The sequence below is a fragment of the Pandoraea commovens genome, assembly GCF_902459615.1.
GTDB classification, from domain to species: domain Bacteria; phylum Pseudomonadota; class Gammaproteobacteria; order Burkholderiales; family Burkholderiaceae; genus Pandoraea; species Pandoraea commovens.
On record NZ_CABPSA010000001.1, the window covers coordinates 627,231 to 650,122 of the forward strand.

Here is a 22,892-nt window from a genome sequence, read left to right on the forward strand (position 1 = left end):
AACGTCGTTCGTCATCATGAATTCGGTATCGACGCGAGCGCTCATGTGTCAGTAACTCCAGATCGGGCGAACCGGCGACGGCGGCATCGGCACGTCGCCACGGCGGGCGTCGAAGTGATAGCGCATGTAGACGAGGAAGCGATTCGGCGCGTAGTAATCGGAACGCTCGAACTGCACCTGACCGCCGATCACCCAATGGCGGTTGACCCAGTACTCGGCGCGCCCCGTCACGGAGAAGCCCACGCCGAACCCGCCACCGGACCCGTAGGTCAGATCGCCGCTGGCGGCCTGCAACGCACCGTTCGTCGGGAAGTACGGCATGGCTTTTTCCTGACTCTGCGAGAACGACACCGAACCGCGCAGGTAATACGACCAGCGTTGCGTGCGGCCATACCATTCGAGCGGCAGCGTGAGCGACACATAGGTTTGCGGGCTGTAGTAACCGCCATGACCGTACGTGTAATAGCGTTCGTTCTGCGCGAAGCTGTCGAAGAACAGCGTAAGGCCGGTATTCAGGCGCATATCGCGCTTGTAGATCAGCGGCAGATCGACACCCGCGCGGGCCGACACTTCCGAGTTGTTCAGCACGTTCTCGCCCGTGAGACGCGCCACGCTGGCCTCGCCGAAGATGCCCCACTTCGTGAAGTCGCGCGATGCGTGGAACGTGATCGCATCGCGACGCACGCCGCCCCACTTGCCGTCGCCGAACACTTCGGGCAGCGGCAGATACGCCCCGGCGTAGGACACCATGCTGCCGGTCATCGGTCGACGTGATGCGTCGACCCAGTAGTTATAGCGTCCGAGATTGCCGAACAGTCGCACGCCCCCCGTCACGTAGGAAATCGGGAATCCGACCGGCGTGTGACCGATATCGGCGCGAATCCAGTCGTTCTCATAGCCGAGCATGAGCGCCTGCCCATGCGCCTTCTGACGCTTCGTGCCGTAGTCGCTCTGCACGCCCGGATTCGCCGCGCGGAACGACGGTACGTTCAGGAACGGCAGCGTGCCGAACGCCGATGTGCCATTGAGCGGCAAGTCGCCCGAATCGGCGCTGACGTAATCCGTCTGCGCGAAGACATGACCGTCGTAGCCCACGGCGTACTGGCCGTAGAGCGGGACGGCGCGGGCGTTGAACATCGAGATGCCGCCGTCGCCCTTCTTCTGGTCGATTTCGTAACCGGCCGCGACATAGCTGTTGCGACGCGACTCCAGCGAATCGATGGCCGACTCGGCCGACGTCATGCCGTCGTAGCCCGGCAGCGCGCCCTGCACGATCTCCTCCTTGCGCGCCTGGTCGTACCATCCCTTCGCTTCGTTGTAGTGACGTTGCGACTGCGCGATGCGTCCGCGCTGAACGGTGACAGCCGAGGTGTCGGGGAACTGCGTGCGCAACCGGTCGTTGAGCGCGATGGCTTCGTCGTAGCGCTCCATGGCGGTCAGACGCCGCACGGCGGCGAGTTGCGTCCACACATCGTCAGGCGAAGCTTCGGCGAGTGCGCGGTCGAGTTCGCGGTTGGCGGCCTCGTCGTCCTGCTGTTCATAGAGCACGCGCACGAGCGACAGACGAGCATCCTGATTCGTCGGATCCTGTCGGATCTGGTCTTCGGCAATCTTGCGGGCGTCGTCGAAACGGCGTTCGTCGAAATAGATGTCGCCCAACGTCGACAACGCGCGCTTATCCGGCGGTTGACGCGAGAGCAGCGGTTCGAGCTTTTGCTGCGCCGTGTCGAAGTCGCCCAACGCGCGGGCGCGGTCCGCCTGGCGCAGTGCCAGCCGGTCCTGAAGATCCTGCCATTCGTCTCGCTGGTCGGCGCCGAGCGTGGACGGGTCCATGCTCGCGAGGAAGGTGCCCAGTTCCTCGTCGCGCTCGGCCGTACTGAGCAACTCGGCGTAGCGCAGCTGCGCGTCGGGCTGTGGCTTGTCGGCGTGCGCCGCGAGCCAGTTGCGCATGAGCGCGAGCCCCTGATCGGGCTGCCCCGCCGACACGCGCGCCCGTGCAACCTCGCCGATCAGTTCGGGATCGTCGCCCGCCATCGTGAGGGCTTCGCCATAGCGGCGTTCGCTCTCGTCGTCGTTACCCGTCGCATGCGCCTCGCGCGCCAGACGCGCCGTGTCGCGAATCGCCAGCGTCGTCCGCATGCGTTTGATCGACGGGGTGACGTTCGCCGCCGGAATCTGCGCGAGCGATTCGCGTGCACCGGCTTCGTCGTCGATCACGTTGAGATAGATGGCCTGCGCGTAAAGCATCTGCGCACGGTCGTCGGCCTCCAGCGGCTGACGCATGCCTTCGGCCATGACCTCTCGCCCGATCTGCGGCAGACGAAGTTTTCGATAGAGGCTGGCGAGCGAGTAGCGTGTCCACGCGTTGCCCGGATCGAGCGCGACGGCACGCTCCAGCGCAGCGAGTGCGGGGCCGTTGTGCCCTTCGGCGATGGCGCGATCGGCGTCGTCGGACAGCGCCGCCGCCTCGGCCTTGTCAAAGCGCGCCTTGTCTTGCGGGAAACGACGTCGCAGATCGCCCAACAGGTTCGCCAGCTCCGTGCGGCGTTGCTGACGCGAGTACAGCGTGATCATGCCGCGCAGCGCCGTGTCGTTGTCCGGCTCGATCTTCAGCGCTTGCTGGAAGAGACGCTCGGCGTCCTTGTCACGCTTGTCCCCGAGCGCGATGTCACCAAGCAGCGCCAGCCCGTCGGGGTTGTTCGGGTCGCTGGCGAGTGCACCGCGTACAAGGCGGTCCGCTTCGTCCAGACGTCCGGCATCGCGGGCATCACGCGCCTGTGACATCGCGCCCCAGAACTGAGACGTCTTCAACAGGCTACGCCACTTTCCCGCGTTGTCGGGGTCTTTGCGCATAGCCTGTGCGAACAGTTCCTGCGCGCCCTTGTGATCGCCCTGACGCATCTTCACCAGACCCAGCGAGCCGAGCAGTTCGCCATCGTTGGGACGCTTGACACGTGCGGCATCGAGCGACTTTTCGGCGTCGTTGAGACGCCCCTGATCGAGTGCATTGATGCCCGCCTGACGCGACTTGTACGCGGGGTCGTTGAGCATGCGCGTGCGCGCCGCCTGTTGCGCATTCAGCTTGTCGTAAGCCGCGCGGATGTCGGCGTCGTTCGGCGCGAGCGCGAGGTAGCGCTGATAAAGCGGCAGCCATGCAAGATTGCCGTCGGCCTTGGAAAGCCCCTTCTGCCAGAGCGGCAGCAAGGCGTTCAGATCGGCATTAGGACGCGCCGCGAGATCCGCGACCATCCGCGTGCCCGCGAGACGACTCGACGGCCGGTCGATCATCAGCTCGGCCAGCGACTGAGACGCACGCGAATCCTCGGGCGACGTCTTCGACAAGTTCGCCAGCCCCTGCTGTGCCGCCGGCCAGCCGTTCGTGGCGTTGGCCTGCGCGCGGTAGTACTCGACCCCAAGATCGCCCGTCGGTGGACCATCCGGGAACAGCGCCTTGTATTCGGCGAACGCCGCATCGGCCTGACCACTACGTTGCAGCAGCCGGGCACGAGCGATGCGCGATTTGTCGACGGTGTTGATGCGAATCACGTCGGCCAGCGCCTTCGTCGCCGGGGCGTTCGGATAGCGGGCACGCAGCGTCTGCAATGCCTTGTTGGCGTCCGCCGGTTTGTTCTCTTCGATATCGATCTGTCCGAGCAGCGACAGGACGTCCGGTTGCTCCGGCTGCACGAGCAACGCTTTTTCCAGCGCGGCGCGCGCAAGGTCGTTGCGATGACGCGAATGCCACAGCGTCGCGCTCGAGAGCAGGTTGCTGACGTCACGATTCGCCGCAACGGCGGGCTTGGCCGTGCTGTTCGCGGGCGCGGGCGCGGCACGCACGTGCCCACCGCCTGCGGCCATCAGCAAGCACGTCATGCAAGCAGAGCGGATCAGCGTGTCGCGCAAACCGCCTCCCAGGGCACCTGTAACGTGCCATCAGCCGCAAAACGGAAACGCGCTTCGTGCCATCCCAGTCCGAACAGCGAGAGCACGGAACTGTAGTAGCCGGGGGGCGACTGCGCGTCCAGCGAGCGCGCCCGATCTGCCTGCGCGCGTGCAAGCGCAGTGTCGCCAACGGCTTGCAGCAGCGGCACGAGCGCCGCCGAGAAGCCGGACCCGCCGTCCTGCTTCGCCGTGCCGTCGCGCGTGTTCACCCGCTCGGGCGGCGCGCCATGCGCCGCGACGTACTTCAACATGCCGGGGAACGCGTGCATCAACGCTCGAAAATCATCGCTGCCCGGGGCCAGCATGCCCGCCCATAGGTAGACGCGAATGGCGTTGTAGCTCCCCTCGCCCTGCGTCTCGGGATCGATATCGAAACCGCGTCCCGCGCGGTACATCGCCCACTCGGGTGCAAAACCCAGCGGCGGCGCGGTCAACGTAATCTGTTTGAGCGAGGACGCAATCAGTTGCCCCCACCCGCTCTCGGGGAAGAGCCCCGCCAGACGCCGCACCACTTGCATCGGCACATAGCTGGGGTTCAGACGCCAGAGATCCTTGGCAGGATGGAAGCCGACAGGCGCAGGCAGCAGCGTGCGCCCGAGTCCGGGGATGAAGTCGGTTTCCTCTGAAGCGATACGCCGCGCGACGAGCGCACCGAGCGCCGTGTACCGACGCACGTTCCAGAGTCGCCCCGCCTCGCCCAGCGCATAGGCAATCCACATATCGGCGTCGCTGGCGGGATTGCTGTCGAGCACGCCCCACTGACCGTCGTCCTTCTTGCCCCACAGCCAGGCGGGCAGATGCGCGGTGAGGTCGCCCTGCGCGAGATTGTCGACTGTCCAGTCAAGCACCTTGTCGAAGGTAGCCCGGTCGTTGGCGATGACGGCGAAGGTCAGCGCGTACGCCTGCCCCTCGGAGACCGTGCGCTGGTCAGCCATGCTGTGATCGACCACGCGTCCGTCGTCGCTCAGAAAGCCGGTCTTGAAGCGCGTCCACGCGGGCCAGTCGACCGGCGGGCACGCTTTGCCACCGGGGGGAGTCGTCGCACCCGGCGCAGACGCGCCCGACGGCTTTGCGGACGCAGCAGGCGCAACAGGCGCAGCATGCGAGGCGGGCGTCAGACCGGCGAGCGCCGGTCCCGCACCACAGGCGACCAGCGCCCGCAGCACGGCCCGACGGCGCCGCCTGTCAGCATCGGCGCGTGTCATTTACTTCTCCAGACGACGTGCGGCGCGACGCTGCAACCACCCGAAACACTTGAGCGCTATCGCGAACGCCGCCAGCAATGCGACGAGACCGACCAGAACCGGATGACTCGAGAGGTGGTAACGAATGCGCGTCCACCAACTCACGTCGCCCACGAAGTACGTCTTCCCCAATCGGTACGACGCCGTGCTGGCACCGTTGACGACCGCCAGATCGCCGTGAATCGCATTGCCCTGCGTGTCGATGGCATCGACCACGCTCAGCAGTCCGTCGTCGCTCGACGCATTGATCGCCACCACCGAGCGCGAACTACTCACCGGCGATTCGAAGCCGACCAGCGCGGCAAGCGGGCCTTGAGAGACCGCGTCCATACGTTGCGGGCCGATACGGCTGGCCGCGAGCGCCGAGCCGGTCGCGCCATCGCCACGATAGCCCTGGGGCTCCGCTTGCATGACGCGACGCGTCTGGTCGATGACGAGCGGCAGATTCTTGCCCCACTTGGTCAGCAGATCGGCGGCATCTTTCCCGCCGACGACCAGCAGGTCACGATCCTTGAAGCGATCCGTCTGCGTGGTGTCGAGCACTTCGAAGCGATCGGCATACACGCCGGTGGAGCGACCGAACTGGCCGAGCGCCGAGAACACCGTTTCCAGCTCCGCCTTGTCCGGCGTCTTCGACATGACGACCGCCGTCTGCGCCAGATCTGCGTATTTGGTGAACGGGAAGCCGCTGCCCGCGAAGAAGCTCAGATTCGGCAACTCGGCGTAGTGCGGCAGTCCGCTGAAGTCGATGGTCGAATCGGCGTCGATGGCCGAGCGCGCCGCGTTGGTGATGGTCTGGCTGCACATGCCCTCTTTGTGCGGCTCCATCGCGAACTGGAACGACAACGAGTTGCGCGACGCGACCTGGAACGCCGGAATGCGCACTTCCTTTCGGTCGGCCATCGTGCCATCGGACAGCAGTTCCACGAGCATATGGCTCTTGTCGCTGCTCGCGCCCGCTGCGTGCAGGCGATACGCGCGCACGAACTGGTCGTTGATCGACACGCTCATCGACGAATCGTCCGGCTTGACCGGCGGCGTGTAGCGATACTTCAGATCCATCGGCACGCCGGTGTTTTGCCACGTCAGCAAGTCGGCCGGGAGATTGAGCTGGATGCGGATCGGCCACGGCATGTAGCCGTTCGCCTGCAAGTCGCTGGGGTTGTCGACCAGTTCGCCCAGCTTCACCGGACGGTCGGTACGCACCCAGCGCGGTGCATCGTAGGCCGGACGCGGCGGCAACTGCTTTAGCTCGGCGATGCGGGTCGCGTCGCCCGAGAGCGCCGCCCGGCCCGAGACCAGCGCCAGCGCGGCCGTCTCCAGATCCTTCGCGTCACGCCCCTGAATCACCAGCAGCTTGAGCGAGGGGTCGTTCGGATTCGACACCATACGCAATGTCGGCGCATCGACCTTAGGCAGATCGAGGCCGGGCAGCATGGTGTCGTTCGTCACGAACGCAATGCCATGCTTGGACGGAAACGCATTCACGCTGACCGGGAAGCGCGTGCGACGGTAATCGCCAATCGCACCGGCCCACGTCGCCACCACGCCCGCGGCATGGACCACCGCCAGCGACGGCGGCGCGCCGAACACGAACGGAACGGACTGATCGCGGTTGTCGTGACGGTCGAAGAACGGGGCGGGCAGCGTCGAGAGATCGTTGCGCAGCGTGAGCGGCTGCGTGCTCGTGACGATCTCGCTCTGTGGGCTGATATCGGCCCACAGACTCGAATGCATCTGATCTTCGCACTCCATCGTGTAATGCCCGATGAGGACGAGGCGCACACGATTGAAGCCCGAGAGCATGCGCGCGTCGAGCGGAATGTCGCGCACGAGATTCTTGCCGCCGTCCTGCTTGTTGAACGGCAACGTCGCGATCAACTCTTCGTTCAAATAAACCTTGAGCTGCGAGAGATCGGGAATCAGCGCGGGGGAATAGGTATACCGCAACCGGAGCAAGGCCGATGCGACCGACTGATCGAGTCGGATTCCGAAGTTGACGTCGCCCGCCCCCTCGGTGCCGCGCAGACGCAGTCCGTTCGTCTGCCCCAGTTGGGCGAACGTGACGGTGCGCTGACTGGTGCCGGGCACAGGCGCGATGACCGGCGCCGTTGTGCCGGATGCATCCGCTGCTGCGTTGACGCCAGAGGCGACTTCCGGTGCGGTCGTGGCACCGGCTGGTGCCGGGGCCTTGCCTGTTCGGCCTCCGGTGGGCGCTGCTCCCGCAAGCATGACACCCCCCGGGTCCATCGCTGCGGCGACCAGCAGGCAGATGGCTGAGACCTTCGTGTAACGCGACCAAGACGCTCGAAGCTGCATGTGTGATGCCTCGTCTGTTCTTGCGCTGCATGTTCGCCACATCCACACGAACGACGCCCCATTGACCCGACGTCACATCACGTCGTCAGGCAATCCGAAGATTTGCCAAGGCCCGGCGGGACAGCGCAGTTCATGTGTCTGGAAATGGCACGTTGCGCCATGCTAGCTTGCCTCGGTGCGAGTGAGCAAGCAGACGTTAGCCTCCGAGTGTCGTGCGGCGGGTACATCGGTCGGCCGGTCGGCATAGGAATTGCCCTGTGTGCGACGCACCGTATAGAATGCCCGGCATGAGCCAGACCGAACTCTCCTCCTCCGCTGGTCCGTCCGACGCGCGCATGGTCGAACATGCGGCCGAGCACGCAGCCGATGCGATGATCGAGCGTCGCTATCCGTCGGACATCGACCGGTTGCGAGAAGTCGTGGGCACCGACGTGCTGCCCCACTACCGCGACGAGCAGGCCATCGTCGCGAGCGAACAGGCCAGCGAGCGCTGGCCGCATCTGGTGGCCGTCGCGGACGCCCGTGCAGGTGCAGCGTCGGCCTCGCCACTCTCTCAATCTTCGAAACATTCGGCCGGGACGCGCTGACCCGGCATGCGAGACGCTTCCATCGTCGCCGCGTTCGATTTCGACGGGACCATTTCCACCACCGACAGCCTGCGCGTATTCGTGCGCCGCACCGTCGGCACACCGCGCTTTGTGGCGGGCGCATTGCTCGCGTCTCCCTGGCTGATCGGCGCCGCCCTGAAGCTCATCGACCGGGGCACGGCCAAGGCAGCATTCCTGCGTGCAGTCTTTGCGGGACGCGCCCACGCGCAACTCGACGCCGACGCGCAAGACTTCATCGCACATCAGTTGCCCGCGCTGCTGCGTCCCGAGATGCTCGCACGCGTACGTCAGCACCGGGCGCTGGGCCACCGCATCGTGCTCGTGAGCGCGTCGCCGGGCTTGTACCTGCGGCCCTGGGCGGCAAGCGTCGGTTTCGAAGCCGTGCTCAGTACCGAACTGGCCTTCGATGCGCAGGATCGCTTCGCCGGAACCTTCGCCCAACCGAACTGCTGGGGCCCCGAGAAGGTGAGACGCCTCAAAGCGTGGTGGGGCGATGCGCCGCCGCGTGTGCTCTTCGCTTATGGCGACAGTCGTGGCGACAAGGAAATGGCCGAGCGCGCCGACCATGCGTGGATCCGGGGTCAGGGCAAGCTGATGCCGCTGACGGACGCCGACACGCCAACGCGCGCCTCGTGAGTCCGGGAGCGCTTCCATCGCGATGACGCCCACGCCTTCGACACCTCCCACACCCGAATTGCCGCCGCCGGGTCGGCGCGTCGCGTGGATGTCGCGTCTGGCACGTCTGGAGCCGGTAGCGTTCTCGCGCTGGGACGCCGTGCACGCCGCCCTGTCTGTCGCAGTGCCCACGGCCATCGGTGCCTCCATCGGCTACGGTGCGGACGCGTCGCTCATCGCCCTCGGCGCACTGCCCGCCATCACGGGTGACCGCACCGGCCCTTATCGCTCACGCGCCCGCTCCATCCTGATCACCATCGTGACCGGCGTGCTCGGCTTTCACGCCGGGATGCTGATCCATACCGTGGGCGAGACCCAGCCGTGGCTGGCCCACGTGCTGCTGCAAATCGCCATCCTGCTGTTCAGCTTCATCGGCACGTTCGGCAACGTGGCGTCCGCAGCGACGTTGCAGGGTGCGGTCTACCTGATCGTCGGCTGGGGCCTCGCGCTGCCGCCGCCCGAATGGCGCGCGCCGTTGCTGCTCGCCGCAGGCGGCATCTTCAGCATGCTCCTCATGGCCGTGCATTGGCTAAGACACCCCGGTGCAGCCGAGCGCGACGCCGTCGCCGCCATCTACCAACAGTTGGCGAACGTACTCGATGCGAGCGGCACACCCCGCGTGAGGCTGGCGCGGCGCTCGCTCGAAAATGCCATTGCCGCCGCCTACGACACGTTGCTCACCGCACGGGCGAGCACGTCGAGCGGCTGGGAAGTGCTGGAGCGCCGCGCCGCGCAGATCCTGGCCGCCGAGCCGATCACGTCGGCGGTGATCGGGCTCGTGCAGAGCGGCCAGCCAGTACCCGCGCCGCTGGGCAAGGCGCTCTACGGTGTGGCACGCAACATTGCGCGCGACCGGCCAGTGGCGCTCGACACTGCCGTCGCGGTGGCCAAAGAAAACGACGCGCCGACGCTGGCTGCCGCCCTGCATCGCGCCGAGCCGCTGCTCACGGGCGTCGTGCATGCGTCCGAAGCCCCGCTCGTGGCGCTGGCCCGTCATCAGGCGCGTGCCGCCGTGCATCCGCGCTGGATGCCCAAGTGGCCGTGGCCGGACGTCTGGCGTTACCTCGTGCGCATTGGTTTGTGCGTACTCGTCGCGCAGATCTTCATCGCCGTGACGGCGCTCCCGCGCTCGTACTGGGTGCCGCTGATCGTCGTGGTGATCTTCAAGCCGAACTACGGCTCCGTGTTTGCGCGCGCGCTGCAAAGCGGTGTGGGCAGTATCGTCGGCGTAGCGGTGTCGGCGGCCGTCGTCGCCATCGACCGCAACGGCTGGTTCAATCTCGTCACGCTGATACCGCTGGCGGCTTGCCTGCCGTGGGCATTACGCCGCAACTACGGACTTTTCAGCGCGTTGCTCCTGCCGATCCTGATGCTGGTAATGGGGGCGTTGCAGCCGGGGAGTCAGGACATTGCGCTGGCGCGCTTCATCGATGCCGTTGCAGCCTGCGCCATCGTGCTGCTCGTCGGCTATCTGCCGTGGGCCAAGTGGGAGCGCCGCCAATTGGACGAGCGTGTCGCGAACGCACTCGACGCGCTTGGCCGTTACGCAGCACTGGCGGATACCCATGACGCGGACGCTGCGTTTGCGGCGCGACGCGCGGCTTACAAGGCGCTGGACGACACACGCATCGCCTTGCAGCGGGCGCTGTCCGAACCGCCGCTGGTGAGTCGTCGCGCCGCCCGCTGGTGGCCAGCACTCGTGTCGCTTGAGCGCGTGGCGAACGCGATCACCGACACGGTCCCGCATGGGGACGATCACGACGCACCGGTGCATCCCGGCGCGGCGATTCTCACGCATATGGCTGCCGCATTGCGTCACGGTGGCCCCGTGCCCGTGCTGCCGGACGGGCCCATCGACGGCGTCGATCCGATCCTCGAGCACGTGTTGCGCGAAGCCATCGGCATGCTCTTCGGCGCACCGGACACATCGAACTGAAAAGCGGCTTTCGGCCCGGACACATGCCAACGCAGGCATAATGCGGGCTTACGGCGCGCCCACGGTGCGCCGCCACGCCTTTCAGAAGACCCCGCATGAACAATACCCCGACGCTAGACTGGACCGAAGACGGTCGCCCCGTCACCGCCCGCTGGCGCTCAGAAGCTGGCGTTACGCCACCGCGTCGCGTCGAAGTCGTCGACGACACCGTGACGGCCGACGAAGCCTATCAACTCGCCTGCGGCGGCACCGCCCTGCTCTATCGTGGCGATTACCAGAACGCACGTCAGTTGATGCAAGCAATGGCGCGTCGCGTCGACCGCCCGCCGCATCGCCCGCGTCGCAAACCGGCCGCCAAGGATGCCCCGGCCCCGAGTCCCGCCGACGCTTTCCACAAGCACCGCATGGCACAGGCGCAACGCGCGCGCATTCTCGGCATGGTGCTGATCCCGCTGGACGCCGACTACGGCATTCCGCTGCGTCGCGCCCCGGACGTACGTGAAGCCTGCACCGAAGCATGGGGTGCACCGGACGCTAACCCCTCGGTCGCCTCGCTGCGTGAAATTCTCGGTCTGATCGGTGCGCACGAGTGGCGCAAGAAGGGTGTCGCGATTCCGGCGCTGGGCGCTTCCATCCACCCGTGGTATGGCGTGTTCTCGCCCGTGCGCGGCGAGTATCTCCAACTGATCGATCAGGCACCGCTGCCCTCCACGTCGCTTGCTTTCGACGTCGGTACGGGCACAGGGGTGATCGCGGCACTGCTGGCGCGTCGCGGCGTTCAACAAGTCATCGGCACCGATCGCGATGCCCGTGCTTTGGCCTGTGCGCGAGAGAACATCACGCGTCTTGGCTACGACCGCGCGGTGAAGATCGTCGATGCCGACCTGTTCCCGGAAGGCAAGGCACCCCTGATCGTTTGTAATCCGCCGTGGTTGCCCGCGAAGGCCAACGCGCCCATCGAGCACGCCATTTACGATCCGGACAGCCAGATGCTCAAAGGCTTCCTGAACGGGCTCGCTGCGCATCTGAGCCCTGGCGGCGAAGGCTGGCTGGTGATGTCAGATCTCGCCGAGCATCTGGGCTTGCGTACGCGTGAGACGCTGCTGTCGTGGATTCACGGTGCGGGGCTCGTGGTGCTGGCGCGTCACGACGTCCGTGCCAACCACCCGAAGGCGGCCGACGCCAACGATCCGTTGCATGCCGCGCGACGCGCTGAAGTGACGTCGCTGTGGCGTCTGGGCGTGCGCCCCGCCTAAGCTAGGGGACGCATGATCGGCAGGTGATTAAAGAGGCGCCGACGGCAAACGTCGTCGGCAAGCATCGGATCAGCGGTTCGCTTCGAGGTAAGCGGCCGCGCCATCTCCCGCCACACAAGCGCTCGCAAAGCAGGCCGTCAGCAGATAGCCCCCAGTGGGCGCTTCCCAGTCCAGCATCTCGCCCGCGCAGAACACGCCGGGCAGCGCCTTCACCATCAGTTGGGCATCCAGCGATTCCAGCGACACGCCGCCGGCGCTGCTGATCACTTCGGCAATCGGCCTGACCCTGAGCAACGTCAACGGCAAGCGCTTGATGCCTGCGGCCAGCGCTGCGGGATCGTTGAACGTCTCGCGAGACAAACATTCGCGCAGCAGTGCGGCCTTGACGCCTGCGATGCCCAAACGGCTCTGCAAGTGGCTCGCCATCGAACGTGACCCGCGCGGACGCGCCACTTCGCCCGCCACGCGCTCCGCGCTCCAGTCCGGCAGCAAATCCAGATAGATCTGCGCACTACCGTTCGACCGGATGGCGTCGCGAATCGGCGCGCACATCGCATAGACGAGGCTGCCTTCGATGCCGTGTTCGGAAATCACGAATTCGCCCTGGCGCGTGGTGCCGTCGGGCAACGTCATCGTGACGGACTTCACCGGATGCCCCGCGAAGCGCTCGCGCATGTGCGGCGTCCAGTCCGTCTCGAAGCCCGCATTCGCCGGAATCAGCGGCGCGACACTCACGCCGTGCTCGCGCAATGACGGCACCCACGCGGCGTCCGACCCCAGTTGCGGCCAGCTCGCGCCGCCGAGCGTCAGCACCACCGCTTTCGCACGCACCTGACGCTCACCGGTCGGCGTGGCAAAGCGCAGATGGTTCGGCCCTGCGGCGGCATTCTCGTCCCACCCGAGCCAACGATGCCGCACATGCAGACGAACCCCCGCTGCGCGCAGCCGCGATAGCCACGCACGCAACAACGGTGCCGCTTTCATGTCGACGGGAAACACACGGCCGGACGTGCCCACGAACGTGTCGATACCCAAGCGGTGCGACCACGAGCGCACGTCGTCCGCGCTGAAACGACGCAACCACTGACCGACGGCCCCGGCGCGCTTGCCGTAGCGCGCCACGAACGGCTCGGCGGGTTCGCTATGCGTGAGGTTCATGCCACCTTTGCCCGCCATCAGGAACTTGCGCCCGACCGAAGGCATGGCGTCGTACACGTCCACGCGCCAGCCCGCCGCCGACAGCACTTCGGCCGCCATCAGACCGGCCGGTCCCGCGCCGATCACCGCCACATCGACACCATCGATGGCGCCGGTCGGTGCAGCGTTCAGATCGTCGGATAGGGAATGAGGTGCGTTCAATGGGGGCATGCTGGATCATGAAGAAGACCGACGACGGGAAGCCCGCGCGGCAAGGCCGCCATTGTCCCACATCGGTGACGCATGAAGCCCTCAAACGCCCTGTCGATGTGACGCAAGGGGGCCGCCATTCACTGAATATTCGACGCTTTGGCGTTACAATCGCTCCCCCGCAATTTTCATCCGTCCTGACGCCATCGAGACGCCTGCCCGGCCACCGCTGCCGATGCACGCTTGCCGTTCGCGCCGAGGACGTCACACGTGGAGTCGCGCATGTCGTCATCCGAACCGTCGTCGATGGGACGCACCGCTTACGCCAGTTTCGCCGAACGCTACGCCGAGATTGCCGTCACCAAACCGCACAACGCGCTCTACGAGCGCCCTGCCACGCGCCAGTTGCTGGGCGACGTCGCCGGTCTGCATGTGCTCGATGCGGGCTGTGGGCCGGGCATCAACAGCGCGTGGCTTGTCGAGCAAGGAGCCAAAGTCCACGGCATCGATGTGACGCCCGAAATGATTGCGCTGGCGCGCGAGCGTTGTCAGGGCATGGTCGCCGCTTTCGACGTGCAAGACCTTGGCGCACCGTTCGTCACACTCGCCGACGACAGCTTCGACGCGATCGTCAGTGCCCTCGCACTCGATTACGTGGAAGACCTCGGCCCGACGTTCCGTGAATTCGCGCGCGTCGCCAAACCCGGCGCCACGTTGGTCTGGTCGATGGGACACCCCATGCGCGACTGGCTCGACGAGCGCACGCGGCGCAACCGCAGCTACTTCGAGATCACGCGCTTCGGGATGTACTGGAGTGGCTTCGGCGAGCCGAAGCCCTTTGTCGAGTCTTACCGTCGTCCGCTGGCAGGCATTCTCAACGCCGCTGCGGCGGCTGGCTGGCAGCTTGAACACATGGTCGAACCGCTCCCGCTGCCGGAGATGAAAGCCGTCAGCCCCCGGCTTTATGACGAGCTATCCCTTGCCCCCGCCTTCATGTGTCTGCGGGCACGGCTGGCGAAGCCCGCGCGTTAAGTTGGATACAGGTCTGGCGCAGGTCGTATCGCTTTGAATCGTCACGACTCGTCGCGTGCACCCCACGGAATCAGCATCGTGGCGGTGCAAGTCGCCCCCACCAGCACGGCAGCTACGCCGTAGCGGGACACCTCGGGCAGATTGAAGAGCAAACCGTGGATTGTGGCGAAAATGCCGCCCAGCATCACGAACGCGGCGATGGAGGCAATGCAGACGCGGGTATCGGAGCACATACGTCACCTCGCAACGAGGCCACGCCCGTTGCGAAGCCAATGCTTCGATCGCGATACTTCGCGAGACCGCCAGCGACGCCACATCGGCGCACGCCGGGGCCGTGCAAGCTTCGGACGGCTTCGACGGCGTCCCTCGATTTCAGTGTAGGACGCCGTTGCGCAAACGGTAAGCCGACCGTCGCCGGTCTGGCCTTCGTGCGGCGAAAATAGCGGAAGTCAGGACTTTGTCTTAGTCTCGGCCTCGCTGTCGCGTGGCCAGGGTGTGAGCATCACGACGACGAACAAGATGCCGAATAGCACCGTGACCACGCCACCGTGCATCACGTGCGTCTTGTCGTAGAGCAGTCCGTGAATAGTGGCGAATGCCCCGCCAAGCGTCATGAAGGCCGCAATCGAGGCGATGACGACGCGAAATTCCGAGCCCATAGCGACTCCTTATAGTTATCGGCAATGGTGCCGCGCGCGACGCTTCATCCGTTCGCTGAGTAACTTCTTTCGCGGCAACACCAGTGTACGCCGAACGCTATGGCGCGCCAATTGAGTCGTATGCCTAACCATCCGGAGTTTGATGCGCGTCAACATCTCGGCGCTTTGCAGCCGAGCGAAACCCCGCCGGACCCTACCTTCACCTCATGGGAGGACGGCTGACTGCGAGATGTCGCTCAATTGACGGCTGACAGTTGCTTAACGGCGCGCGCTCTGACTTTGCGCCCAGCGGAAATGCCCGCTGCGCAGCAGGACGGGACCGGGAAGTCCCATCGCGAGATATTCGCGCGTGAGGGCATGGATGCGGCTGCGACCGTGTTCGAACGCGTGAAGCAGGTCGTCAGCGCGTGCCGAGTGGGCGTGAAAGTGGGATTCCAACGCTTCGGCGGAGACGGCACAATCGATCGGCCGACCATTGACGACGACGGCAAACTCGATCGTCAGCTCTTCGTAATTGAACATGGGACGGTGATCCGGAAACTCGATCTGCATGGCGGCACCCCCGGGTTGACGAAAGGACGCAATCGACGTGTCGGCCGACACGTTCCATCCAGCATAGTGCATCGCTGGACGATCGGAAAATTGCGTCGCTTATCGGTTCGTCACGATCGATTGGGGAAGGTTCCGGATCGCTCAACTTTCGACATTTAACGTTAATTAATCACCGTAAGCTAATGATTAATAACGACTACCGCATCCAGAAACGTTGCGCTAGCCGAGAAACTCGACGAAGCCTGCGACAAAATCCTTCACTTGCTGACGTACAGCCTCGTCCACGAGATTGCCCTCTGCGTCGACGGCCTTGTTCGCATGCGACACCATCAACCGCCCCTGCCACCAGGGTGTGGTCTGCAAAGTGTGCAGCACCGGCAACCAGGCGTTCTGGCTAAGGATGGTGCCGAAACCGCCGGGCGATGCGCCCATGATCGCCACCGGCTTGTTGCGAAACACCCGTGCACTATCTGCTGGCGGACGCGATAGCCAATCGAGCGCATTCTTGAACACGCCCGGCATGCCGTTGTTGTACTCGGGGGTCGCGAGCAGCAGACCGTCGGCCTGTGCAATAGCGTCCTTCAGGGCCGTGACCGCCGAAGGGATCCCCTCGCTCGCTTCGAGATCGCCGTCATACAGCGGAATGCCGTGAAGGGTCCTGACGTCCAGGGTAACGCCCGCCGGTGCCACCGCCTTGGCGGCCATCAGCAACGCCGTGTTGTAAGAGCCCTTGCGCAGGCTGCCGGACAAACCAATGATCGTCGTCATCGAATCGACTCCTTTGTCGTTGCAAAACGGAATGTGTTGGCGGCAACACGACGCTCGGCGCCGGTCACGCCACGCGCTGGAAGGGATACAGGCTGCCGAGACCGAGCAGTCGCGTCAGCTCGTCGAGCGCGGTGCGGCACTCGTCCAGCAACGCCGGATCGGCGAGATCAGCCACCGCCAACCGGTCGCGGTAGTGACGCTTCACCCAATCGGTCAACGTGGCGTAGCGAGCATCGTCCATCCATAGCCCCGCATGCGCCGCCTGACGCTCTTCGTCGGTGAGTACCACACGCAGCCGCAGACACGCCGGTCCGCCGCCGTTACGCATGCTTTCGCGCAAATCGAAGACGTGCAGCTCGCGAATCGGCCCGCCGCTGGCGACCAGCGACTCCAGATAACGCCATACTGCCGGGCGCTCGCGACATTCCTGTGGCACGACCAGTCGCATGCCGCCCCCCGCCTCCGGCGCTCTCGCAAGCAGCTGACTGTTGAACAGGTAACTGCCCACAGTGTCTTCCATCGATACGTCGGTAGCCGAGACCTCGACGACTTCGAGCGACGTACCCTGTGCGGCCAGCCGTTCGCGCAGCGTGGCCAGCACGGCCGCCTGATCGAGGAATGCCTGTGCATGACAGAACAGCACGTTGCCGTTGCCCACCGCAATCACATCGTTATGGAAGACACCCGCGTCGATGGCGTCGGGATGTTGCTGGGCGAAAACGACATCCGCCTCGTTCAGTCCGTGCAGGCGGCCGATGGCCTGACTCGCCTGCAACGTCTGACGGGCGGGAAAGCGCCGGGGCGCTGCGGCGGTAGCGAGGTCGTCGCGACCGTAGACGAAGAACTCGACGCCGCGCTCTCCATACGCACCACACAGCCGCGTGTGGTTCGCGGCCCCCTCATCGCCGAGCGACGGCCAGCCGGGCAACGCGTCGTGATGCGCAAAGTGGGCCTCGTCGGGAAATGCGGCACGCAGTACGCGCGATGTGGTCTCGTGTTCGATGGCGCGGTGCAGCTTGCTGCAAAGGTTCGCGGCAGTGAAGTGCACTCGGCCGTCGGAGGTGTCGGCCGACGGACTGACGGTCGCGGCATTGGCCGTCCACATGCTCGCCGCCGAGCAGGCGGCCCCCAGTAGTCCCGGTGCGCTGCGAGCAGCGTCACGGATGACGGTGGCGTCGTCCCCCGAAAACCCGAGCGTGCGCAACAACGCGACGGACGGACGCTCTTGCGGCGGCAACACGCCCTGCGCATAGCCCATATCGGCCAGCGCTTTCATCTTGGCGAGCCCCTGTAACGCGGCCTCGCGCGGATTGGATACGCGATTGGCGTTGTTGGCTGACGCCACGTTGCCAAACGATAAACCCGCGTAGTTGTGCGTGGGGCCAACCAATCCGTCGAAGTTGGCTTCGAGGGCAAAGCGCGTCATGTGAATTCCTGAGAGAAAAACCCAAATCCTGGGACGAAAAACCTACGGCACTGCGTACAGCAATCTGCGGGATTGTGCCTGAATCACGCTGCGCCAAAATCCAATCCTGGACTCAGACGTTCCGGCATCGCCAGGCGATCTGTCTCCATCGACGCGATCGGGTACGCGCAGTAATCGGCGGCGTACCACGCACTCGGCCGATGATTGCCCGACGCGCCCACCCCGCCGAACGGTGCGGCGCCCGCCGCCCCTGTCGTCGGGCGGTTCCAGTTGACGACGCCTGCCCGTATTTCAGCCAGAAACTGTTCGTATCGCGCGGGATCGTCGGACAGCAGCCCGGCGGCGAGTCCATAGCGGGTGCGGTTCGCGAGCTGAATGGCGTCATCGAATGCGTCGTAGCGAAGCACTTGGAGCAACGGTCCAAAGTACTCCTCGTCGGGCAAGGCATCGCGCTCCGCGAGCGTCGTAACGTCGATCAGACCGGGCGTCAGCAGCGCCGAGCGACCATCGGGCTGAGACAACGGCACAATGGCGTGCGCCCCCAGCCCCAGCAGATCGGCCTGCGCAGCCGTCATGCGACGTGCCGCCTGCAACGACACCACGGCGCCCATGAACGGCTGCGGCTCGGCGTCGTAGCGTCCGACACTGACGCGTTGCGTGACGTACGCCAACCGCTCAATGAATGCATCGCCCTGCCCGCCTTTGGGTACCAGCAACCGGCGCGCGCAGGTGCATCGCTGTCCGGCGGATAAAAAGGCCGACTGCACGGCGACATGCACGGCAGCGTCGACGTTCGCGGGCGTGTCGACGATCAACGGATTATTGCCCCCCATCTCAAGCGCCAGCATCTTGTCCGGCCGCCCCGCGAATTGCTGATGAAGCGCACGCCCCGTGGCGGAGCTACCGGTGAAGCACACGCCGTCGATAGCGTCATGCGCGGCCAGCGCGACGCCAGTGTCACGCGCACCTTGCACAAGATTGAGCACGCCCGGCGGCAAACCGGCTTCGATCCAGCATGCGAGTGTGCACTGCGCGACGCCGGGTGCCAGTTCGCTGGGTTTGAACACGACCGTATTGCCCGCGAGAAGCGCGGGCACGATGTGCCCGTTGGGGAGATGCCCGGGAAAGTTGTACGGACCGAAGACGGCCATCACGCCGTGGGCGCGGTGCCGCACGACACTCTCGCCGTCGGCGACCTGACTGCGTCGCTCGCCGGTTCGCTCCTGATAGGCTCTGGCCGAGTTGACCACTTTGGCAGACATCGTCGCGACTTCGGTGCGCGCCTCCCAGAGCGGCTTACCGGTTTCACGGCCGATGGCGTCCGCCAATTTTTCCGTGTTCGCGCTCACGATGGCCGCGAAGCGCTGCAATATGGCCAGACGCGCATCAACGCCGAGCCGCACCCAGTCGCGTTGGGCACGCCGCGCGGCCTGCACCGCAGCGTCGACGTCCGCCGCATCGGCGGCATGCCCGCGCCAGACAACGTCGCCCGACATCGGATCGAGAGAGCAGAATTGCGCCCCGTTGCCAGCGCGCCAGACACCTTCGATGTACAGATCGCTCATGAGTCGCAGTCCCGGAGGCCACGCCCGATGATGCGGCGTGCGATGCGGATCATGATGACACGGATTCGACAGACGGAACAATGCTCGGCCGTTGTACCCGGCAGCAAACGCTTGTCCCCCGGGGCATGCTCGACGTCACATGACAGTCACCCCATGGACACGCATAGAATACGAGTCAGCTTTAGGAGAATGCTCATCATGACCGACGCCAAACGTTCGGCCCTTCGTCATTGGCTCAGTGACGTACGCGAATCGCGAGATCACCCGCATGACGCAGGCATCGATCCTTGCGGTGTGCACTGGCAGCGGCACGCAGAGGGCGTGTTGGAATTGACGCCGTCCGGGATGGATGCAACCGCCACGACGTCAGATGCGGCCGACGGCAAATCCCCATCAGCAGCGGAACAACCGAGTCATCGTTATGACGCCGTCCTCTCCTGCGGCATTCACGGAGACGAGACGGCTCCCATCGAAATCGTCGACGGCATCTTGCGCGACATCGCCGACGGAAAATTGACGCTGCGCGAGCGTGTGCTCGTCGTGCTCGGCAACCCGGATGCCGTGCGTGCAGGCAAGCGCTATCTCGAGTACGACCTCAACCGCCTGTTCCAGGGCGCGCATGCCAAGCGTGCAGAGTCACCGGCCGTTCAGCGCGCACGCGAGCTGGAAGTCATCGTGGCGCAGTTCTTTGCGGGGGTGGACGGCGTGCGCCGTCAGCGACGTCACGTCGACATGCACACCGCGATTCGCGCTTCGCTGTTCCCCCGCTTCGCGGTCGTGCCGGGCACTCCGGAACGTCCCCCTCGGGCGGCCTGGTTCGACGCCCTCGCCGCCGCCGATATCGAAGCGACGATGCGCACCGAACAGCCGTCCGTCACGTTCTCGTACTACACCTGCGCGCGCTTCGGGGCCGAGAGTTGCACGCTGGAGCTGGGCAAGGTCGCGCCCTTCGGCGAGAACCCGCTGGCGGACTTCGCGGGCATCGACGCCGCGTTGCGCCGATGGTTGTCCGGGGGTGACATGGCGGCGCGCGAAGATGGACAGGTGTTGCAGGCGAGGCGCTTTCGTGTCGCAGCCGAAATCGTGCGCCGTACGGATGCATTCGTCCTCGACGTGCCCGCCGACACGCCGAACTTCACGGCGTATCCCGCAGGCACCGTACTGGCGCGCGACGGCGAGAACACCTACACCGTTTCGCATCCTGAAGAGCGCATCGTGTTTCCCAATCCGGATGTAGCGAACGGCCTGCGTGCAGGCGTCATGGTCGTGCCCGAGTAAATCAGGTGCGGGACAGGCCGACGGTTGGCGACGTTTTGCGTGATTGCCGGTGACGTGTCACTGGCAATGCGCGACGGCACCTACGCAGGATTGCGAATGAACGTTTTTAAACGCCTGTCCGAGCGTCGTCGTGGCGCGGGGATACGGGTAGCATCGCCCACTTCATTTCTCCTGCGAAACGGCCGCGGGCGGCGCGGGTAGAGGGAATCGGGAAAACGCGCGTGTCCGGCCGTCCACCGACGACATGCCTCACGAACTCTCGCTCGCCTCCCCTTACTTTTCACGCGTCAACGCGTTGAGCGTCGACGGCGCAACGGTCACACCATCGACCGCAGCAGCACGGCACCTCGTCGGCGATTTCGCACGCGCGCAGCAGGCCTCTCTGATGCTGACGTACGGTCATCGCGCCCCTCGGATCACCACTGCCGCACAGGCGATTCCTCGAGAACAAGGCGACGAACTCTCGCTAGTGCTGCGGCGCACTGCCAACCTGGCATCGTCGCGGGGTACACAACGGGGACGCGCCCTTGCGCCAGGCCTGTCCATCGCACGGGACGCCCCCGCCGCTGCCGATCAGATCTACACGATGCTGCGTGACGAGATCGCCGTGCCCGCGCTGCGCCGCTTTGAACGCATGCACTGCAACGCCGCATCGCGCAATGGCGCTCGCCCCAGCACCATGACGGCCACGCCGCCGTGGTTCGATGACCTGCTTCCTCATCTGCGCACGGAATCGCAACTGCTGGCCCAGCGCGGTCTGTGCGTCGACACGGTCCGGCATCGGCTCGATGCGCTCGTTCGTCACGAGCATCCCGGCATCTCCTGGCGCGCAATGCAAATCGGCCTGGAGCGCGACGCGTTTCCCTTCGCCTTCGGCTCCACCGTGCTCGCCGTACTCGCGGACACTGTCGATCCTCAGCGGCGTCTGGCCCTCATGTGGCCGCCCGTCGAAGCGATGGGGGTTGTGCTGATCAACCTGATCGGCATGGCGCGCTTTACCGCAGGGCATCCGGAACTGGCGAGCCGGATGGCGCGTATCACACCGACGCAGTCGCTCGAAGCCGTTAGCGCCGTGCTGCGACATCCGGTACGAGACGTTGCCGCGCACGTGATCGGATTCGTGTTTTGCTACGGTGTCGTGCGCAATCTGGCGCGAATCGCCGCCGAAGCCGGGCTGTCGAGTGTCGTGCCGGGCATCATGGCGTATCGGTTCGGTAACACGATCCACGCCGCGCTCGAGATCTTGTTGTGCCCGATCCCCGGCGCGCTCCTCGGGCCGATCATCGACCGCATTGCGCTGGACCCGGACCATGCCCGGCTCGAACCGCTGTTGCAGGATCGCTTTGCCGATCTGATCTGCAAGATGAGCGACGACGCCCCGCCGGAGGGCAGCGAGTCCTTCTGGCCCGCGTTTCGGGCCGCCTTCGGGGCGTTGCTTCGCTCCGGCGCGCCGAAGGCCATCTGGCTCACACTGACCCTCGGCTTCTATTTTCTATCGACGTTCCACGGCGCGGCTTCCGCGACCGGAGAGATCGACGATGCGTTCGACGCATCCGGCTCCGACGAGCCCGTCTGGGAAAACGCGCTGGCGCTGCGTGCTAACACGACCACGCCCCCGGAGACAGGCAGCGCTGCGGGCGGGGGCATCGACTGGCACACGCAGGCGGTGCTCAGCGTGCTTTACGGATTGATTGCGTCCTTTGTATCGATGCAGGGCATGGCGTCGCGGCATGAGGCGATTGCCACGGCCTACACGCGTCGTCGGGGACGGCCGAAGATCAGCACCGTCACACTGACCTCGCAGGACGATTCGGGGCACTCCTCAGGCAGCTCTCACTCCGATCTGCCTGACAGTCCGGTCAGCCCCGCCAGCCCGGCTAGCCACCGTACGAACGCCTTTTCCGTCGCCAACGGGCAACACCCCGATGCCAGTGACACGGCCGGCGACGACGCCGTCTTCCTGCCAATGAACGACGCCATCAGCGCGTCGTCGGACAGCGACGTCAGTCGTCCTGTGCCGGCCGATGCACATGCCCCGCACCCCGGACATCAGAGCTTTCAGGCACGCAAACGGGGGACGTCGATCCCGCCCGCCGGTGTGTCGCCGCCAGAGAGACACCAGTCGGCCACGCCCCCGGACGCAGACGGCGAACACGACGTCGTCCAGACGGCTTTGTGACGAAGTGTTGCGCGCACTTGCCGTGACTGCCCCGGCGTGGCATCTTGCTCTCCAAGCGCGTTCTTTGCGCATGACACTTCTGACGGACGCACCGCAAGACGCGTCA

General features: G+C 65.4%; 17 protein-coding genes. 7 read left to right on the top strand and 10 right to left on the bottom strand.

Annotated elements, in window-relative coordinates:
- Positions 1 to 48: 48 nt before the first annotated feature.
- The 3 genes from PCO31010_RS02775 to bcsB are packed head-to-tail and all read right to left on the bottom strand — an operon-like array spanning position 49 to position 7,505.
- A complete protein-coding gene (locus PCO31010_RS02775) occupies positions 49 to 3,873 on the bottom strand; it encodes a cellulose synthase subunit BcsC-related outer membrane protein (protein ID WP_150662881.1) in 3,825 nt (1,274 codons plus the stop codon).
- 14 nt (positions 3,874 to 3,887) lie between these two features.
- A complete protein-coding gene (gene bcsZ / locus PCO31010_RS02780) occupies positions 3,888 to 5,147 on the bottom strand; it encodes a cellulose synthase complex periplasmic endoglucanase BcsZ (protein WP_174984250.1) in 1,260 nt (419 codons plus the stop codon).
- The gene (gene bcsB / locus PCO31010_RS02785) at positions 5,148 to 7,505 is read right to left on the bottom strand and encodes a cellulose biosynthesis cyclic di-GMP-binding regulatory protein BcsB (RefSeq protein WP_174984253.1); all 2,358 of its coding nucleotides are present in this window, start codon (positions 7,503 to 7,505) and stop codon (positions 5,148 to 5,150) included.
- 287 nt (positions 7,506 to 7,792) lie between these two features.
- Between bcsB and PCO31010_RS02790 the strand changes: the two genes are divergently transcribed.
- The 4 genes from PCO31010_RS02790 to PCO31010_RS02805 all read left to right on the top strand — a co-directional run bounded on the left by PCO31010_RS02790 (position 7,793) and on the right by PCO31010_RS02805 (position 11,980).
- Positions 7,793 to 8,092 (top strand): hypothetical protein, encoded by a 300-nt coding sequence (locus tag PCO31010_RS02790; RefSeq protein ID WP_150662883.1) that lies wholly within the window; start codon positions 7,793 to 7,795, stop codon positions 8,090 to 8,092.
- Positions 8,093 to 8,098: 6 nt separating this feature from the next.
- Positions 8,099 to 8,749 (top strand): HAD-IB family hydrolase, encoded by a 651-nt coding sequence (locus PCO31010_RS02795; protein ID WP_150662884.1) that lies wholly within the window; start codon positions 8,099 to 8,101, stop codon positions 8,747 to 8,749.
- 22 nt (positions 8,750 to 8,771) lie between these two features.
- Positions 8,772 to 10,724: an FUSC family protein gene (locus PCO31010_RS02800; protein ID WP_150662885.1), complete on the top strand. Its 1,953-nt coding sequence runs from the start codon at positions 8,772 to 8,774 to the stop codon at positions 10,722 to 10,724.
- Positions 10,725 to 10,819: 95 nt separating this feature from the next.
- Positions 10,820 to 11,980, top strand: coding sequence for a methyltransferase (locus tag PCO31010_RS02805; RefSeq protein WP_150662886.1), 1,161 nt, complete (start codon positions 10,820 to 10,822; stop codon positions 11,978 to 11,980).
- A gap of 69 nt (positions 11,981 to 12,049) precedes the next feature.
- Here the strand turns inward: PCO31010_RS02805 and PCO31010_RS02810 are convergent, their stop codons facing one another.
- Positions 12,050 to 13,348, bottom strand: a complete 1,299-nt coding sequence (locus tag PCO31010_RS02810) for a TIGR03862 family flavoprotein (protein WP_150662887.1) — start codon at positions 13,346 to 13,348, stop codon at positions 12,050 to 12,052.
- A 261-nt stretch (positions 13,349 to 13,609) separates the two neighbouring features.
- Here PCO31010_RS02810 and PCO31010_RS02815 point away from each other — a divergent pair, with 261 nt between their 5' ends.
- Positions 13,610 to 14,359, top strand: a complete 750-nt coding sequence (locus tag PCO31010_RS02815; protein WP_150662888.1) for a class I SAM-dependent methyltransferase — start codon at positions 13,610 to 13,612, stop codon at positions 14,357 to 14,359.
- A gap of 41 nt (positions 14,360 to 14,400) precedes the next feature.
- Here the strand turns inward: PCO31010_RS02815 and PCO31010_RS02820 are convergent, their stop codons facing one another.
- The 6 genes from PCO31010_RS02820 to astD all read right to left on the bottom strand — a co-directional run bounded on the left by PCO31010_RS02820 (position 14,401) and on the right by astD (position 19,329).
- On the bottom strand, positions 14,401 to 14,592 hold the full coding sequence (locus PCO31010_RS02820) for a DUF2964 family protein (RefSeq protein WP_150662889.1): 192 nt from the start codon (positions 14,590 to 14,592) through the stop codon (positions 14,401 to 14,403).
- A gap of 216 nt (positions 14,593 to 14,808) precedes the next feature.
- A complete protein-coding gene (locus tag PCO31010_RS02825; protein ID WP_150662890.1) occupies positions 14,809 to 15,018 on the bottom strand; it encodes a DUF2964 family protein in 210 nt (69 codons plus the stop codon).
- 258 nt (positions 15,019 to 15,276) lie between these two features.
- Complete coding sequence (locus PCO31010_RS02830) at positions 15,277 to 15,570, bottom strand: DUF1488 family protein (protein ID WP_039403045.1); 294 nt, start codon at positions 15,568 to 15,570, stop codon at positions 15,277 to 15,279.
- 219 nt (positions 15,571 to 15,789) lie between these two features.
- Entirely contained in the window at positions 15,790 to 16,338 is a 549-nt protein-coding gene (locus PCO31010_RS02835; protein WP_150662891.1) for an NADPH-dependent FMN reductase, read from the bottom strand.
- Positions 16,339 to 16,402: 64 nt separating this feature from the next.
- Positions 16,403 to 17,764 (bottom strand): N-succinylarginine dihydrolase, encoded by a 1,362-nt coding sequence (gene astB, locus PCO31010_RS02840; RefSeq protein WP_150662892.1) that lies wholly within the window; start codon positions 17,762 to 17,764, stop codon positions 16,403 to 16,405.
- Positions 17,765 to 17,847: 83 nt separating this feature from the next.
- Positions 17,848 to 19,329: a succinylglutamate-semialdehyde dehydrogenase gene (gene astD, locus PCO31010_RS02845; RefSeq protein ID WP_150662893.1), complete on the bottom strand. Its 1,482-nt coding sequence runs from the start codon at positions 19,327 to 19,329 to the stop codon at positions 17,848 to 17,850.
- A gap of 198 nt (positions 19,330 to 19,527) precedes the next feature.
- On the opposite strand from astD, the gene astE reads away from it, so the two are divergent.
- Positions 19,528 to 20,607 (top strand): succinylglutamate desuccinylase, encoded by a 1,080-nt coding sequence (gene astE, locus PCO31010_RS02850; protein ID WP_174984256.1) that lies wholly within the window; start codon positions 19,528 to 19,530, stop codon positions 20,605 to 20,607.
- Positions 20,608 to 20,851: 244 nt separating this feature from the next.
- The gene (locus tag PCO31010_RS02855) at positions 20,852 to 22,786 is read left to right on the top strand and encodes a hypothetical protein (protein WP_150662895.1); all 1,935 of its coding nucleotides are present in this window, start codon (positions 20,852 to 20,854) and stop codon (positions 22,784 to 22,786) included.
- Positions 22,787 to 22,892 lie beyond the last annotated feature (106 nt).

What these genes read in the sequence shown, in the direction of transcription:
- PCO31010_RS02775 (WP_150662881.1), bottom strand. Translation starts at nt 3,873, where the DNA reads ATGACGTGCTTGCTGATGGCCGCAGGCGGTGGGCACGTGCGTGCCGCG.
- bcsZ (WP_174984250.1), bottom strand. Translation starts at nt 5,147, where the DNA reads ATGACACGCGCCGATGCTGACAGGCGGCGCCGTCGGGCCGTGCTGCGG.
- bcsB (WP_174984253.1), bottom strand. Translation starts at nt 7,505, where the DNA reads ATGCAGCTTCGAGCGTCTTGGTCGCGTTACACGAAGGTCTCAGCCATC.
- PCO31010_RS02790 (WP_150662883.1), top strand. Translation starts at nt 7,793, where the DNA reads ATGAGCCAGACCGAACTCTCCTCCTCCGCTGGTCCGTCCGACGCGCGC.
- PCO31010_RS02795 (WP_150662884.1), top strand. Translation starts at nt 8,099, where the DNA reads ATGCGAGACGCTTCCATCGTCGCCGCGTTCGATTTCGACGGGACCATT.
- PCO31010_RS02800 (WP_150662885.1), top strand. Translation starts at nt 8,772, where the DNA reads ATGACGCCCACGCCTTCGACACCTCCCACACCCGAATTGCCGCCGCCG.
- PCO31010_RS02805 (WP_150662886.1), top strand. Translation starts at nt 10,820, where the DNA reads ATGAACAATACCCCGACGCTAGACTGGACCGAAGACGGTCGCCCCGTC.
- PCO31010_RS02810 (WP_150662887.1), bottom strand. Translation starts at nt 13,348, where the DNA reads ATGCCCCCATTGAACGCACCTCATTCCCTATCCGACGATCTGAACGCT.
- PCO31010_RS02815 (WP_150662888.1), top strand. Translation starts at nt 13,610, where the DNA reads ATGTCGTCATCCGAACCGTCGTCGATGGGACGCACCGCTTACGCCAGT.
- PCO31010_RS02820 (WP_150662889.1), bottom strand. Translation starts at nt 14,592, where the DNA reads ATGTGCTCCGATACCCGCGTCTGCATTGCCTCCATCGCCGCGTTCGTG.
- PCO31010_RS02825 (WP_150662890.1), bottom strand. Translation starts at nt 15,018, where the DNA reads ATGGGCTCGGAATTTCGCGTCGTCATCGCCTCGATTGCGGCCTTCATG.
- PCO31010_RS02830 (WP_039403045.1), bottom strand. Translation starts at nt 15,570, where the DNA reads ATGCAGATCGAGTTTCCGGATCACCGTCCCATGTTCAATTACGAAGAG.
- PCO31010_RS02835 (WP_150662891.1), bottom strand. Translation starts at nt 16,338, where the DNA reads ATGACGACGATCATTGGTTTGTCCGGCAGCCTGCGCAAGGGCTCTTAC.
- astB (WP_150662892.1), bottom strand. Translation starts at nt 17,764, where the DNA reads ATGACGCGCTTTGCCCTCGAAGCCAACTTCGACGGATTGGTTGGCCCC.
- astD (WP_150662893.1), bottom strand. Translation starts at nt 19,329, where the DNA reads ATGAGCGATCTGTACATCGAAGGTGTCTGGCGCGCTGGCAACGGGGCG.
- astE (WP_174984256.1), top strand. Translation starts at nt 19,528, where the DNA reads ATGACCGACGCCAAACGTTCGGCCCTTCGTCATTGGCTCAGTGACGTA.
- PCO31010_RS02855 (WP_150662895.1), top strand. Translation starts at nt 20,852, where the DNA reads ATGCCTCACGAACTCTCGCTCGCCTCCCCTTACTTTTCACGCGTCAAC.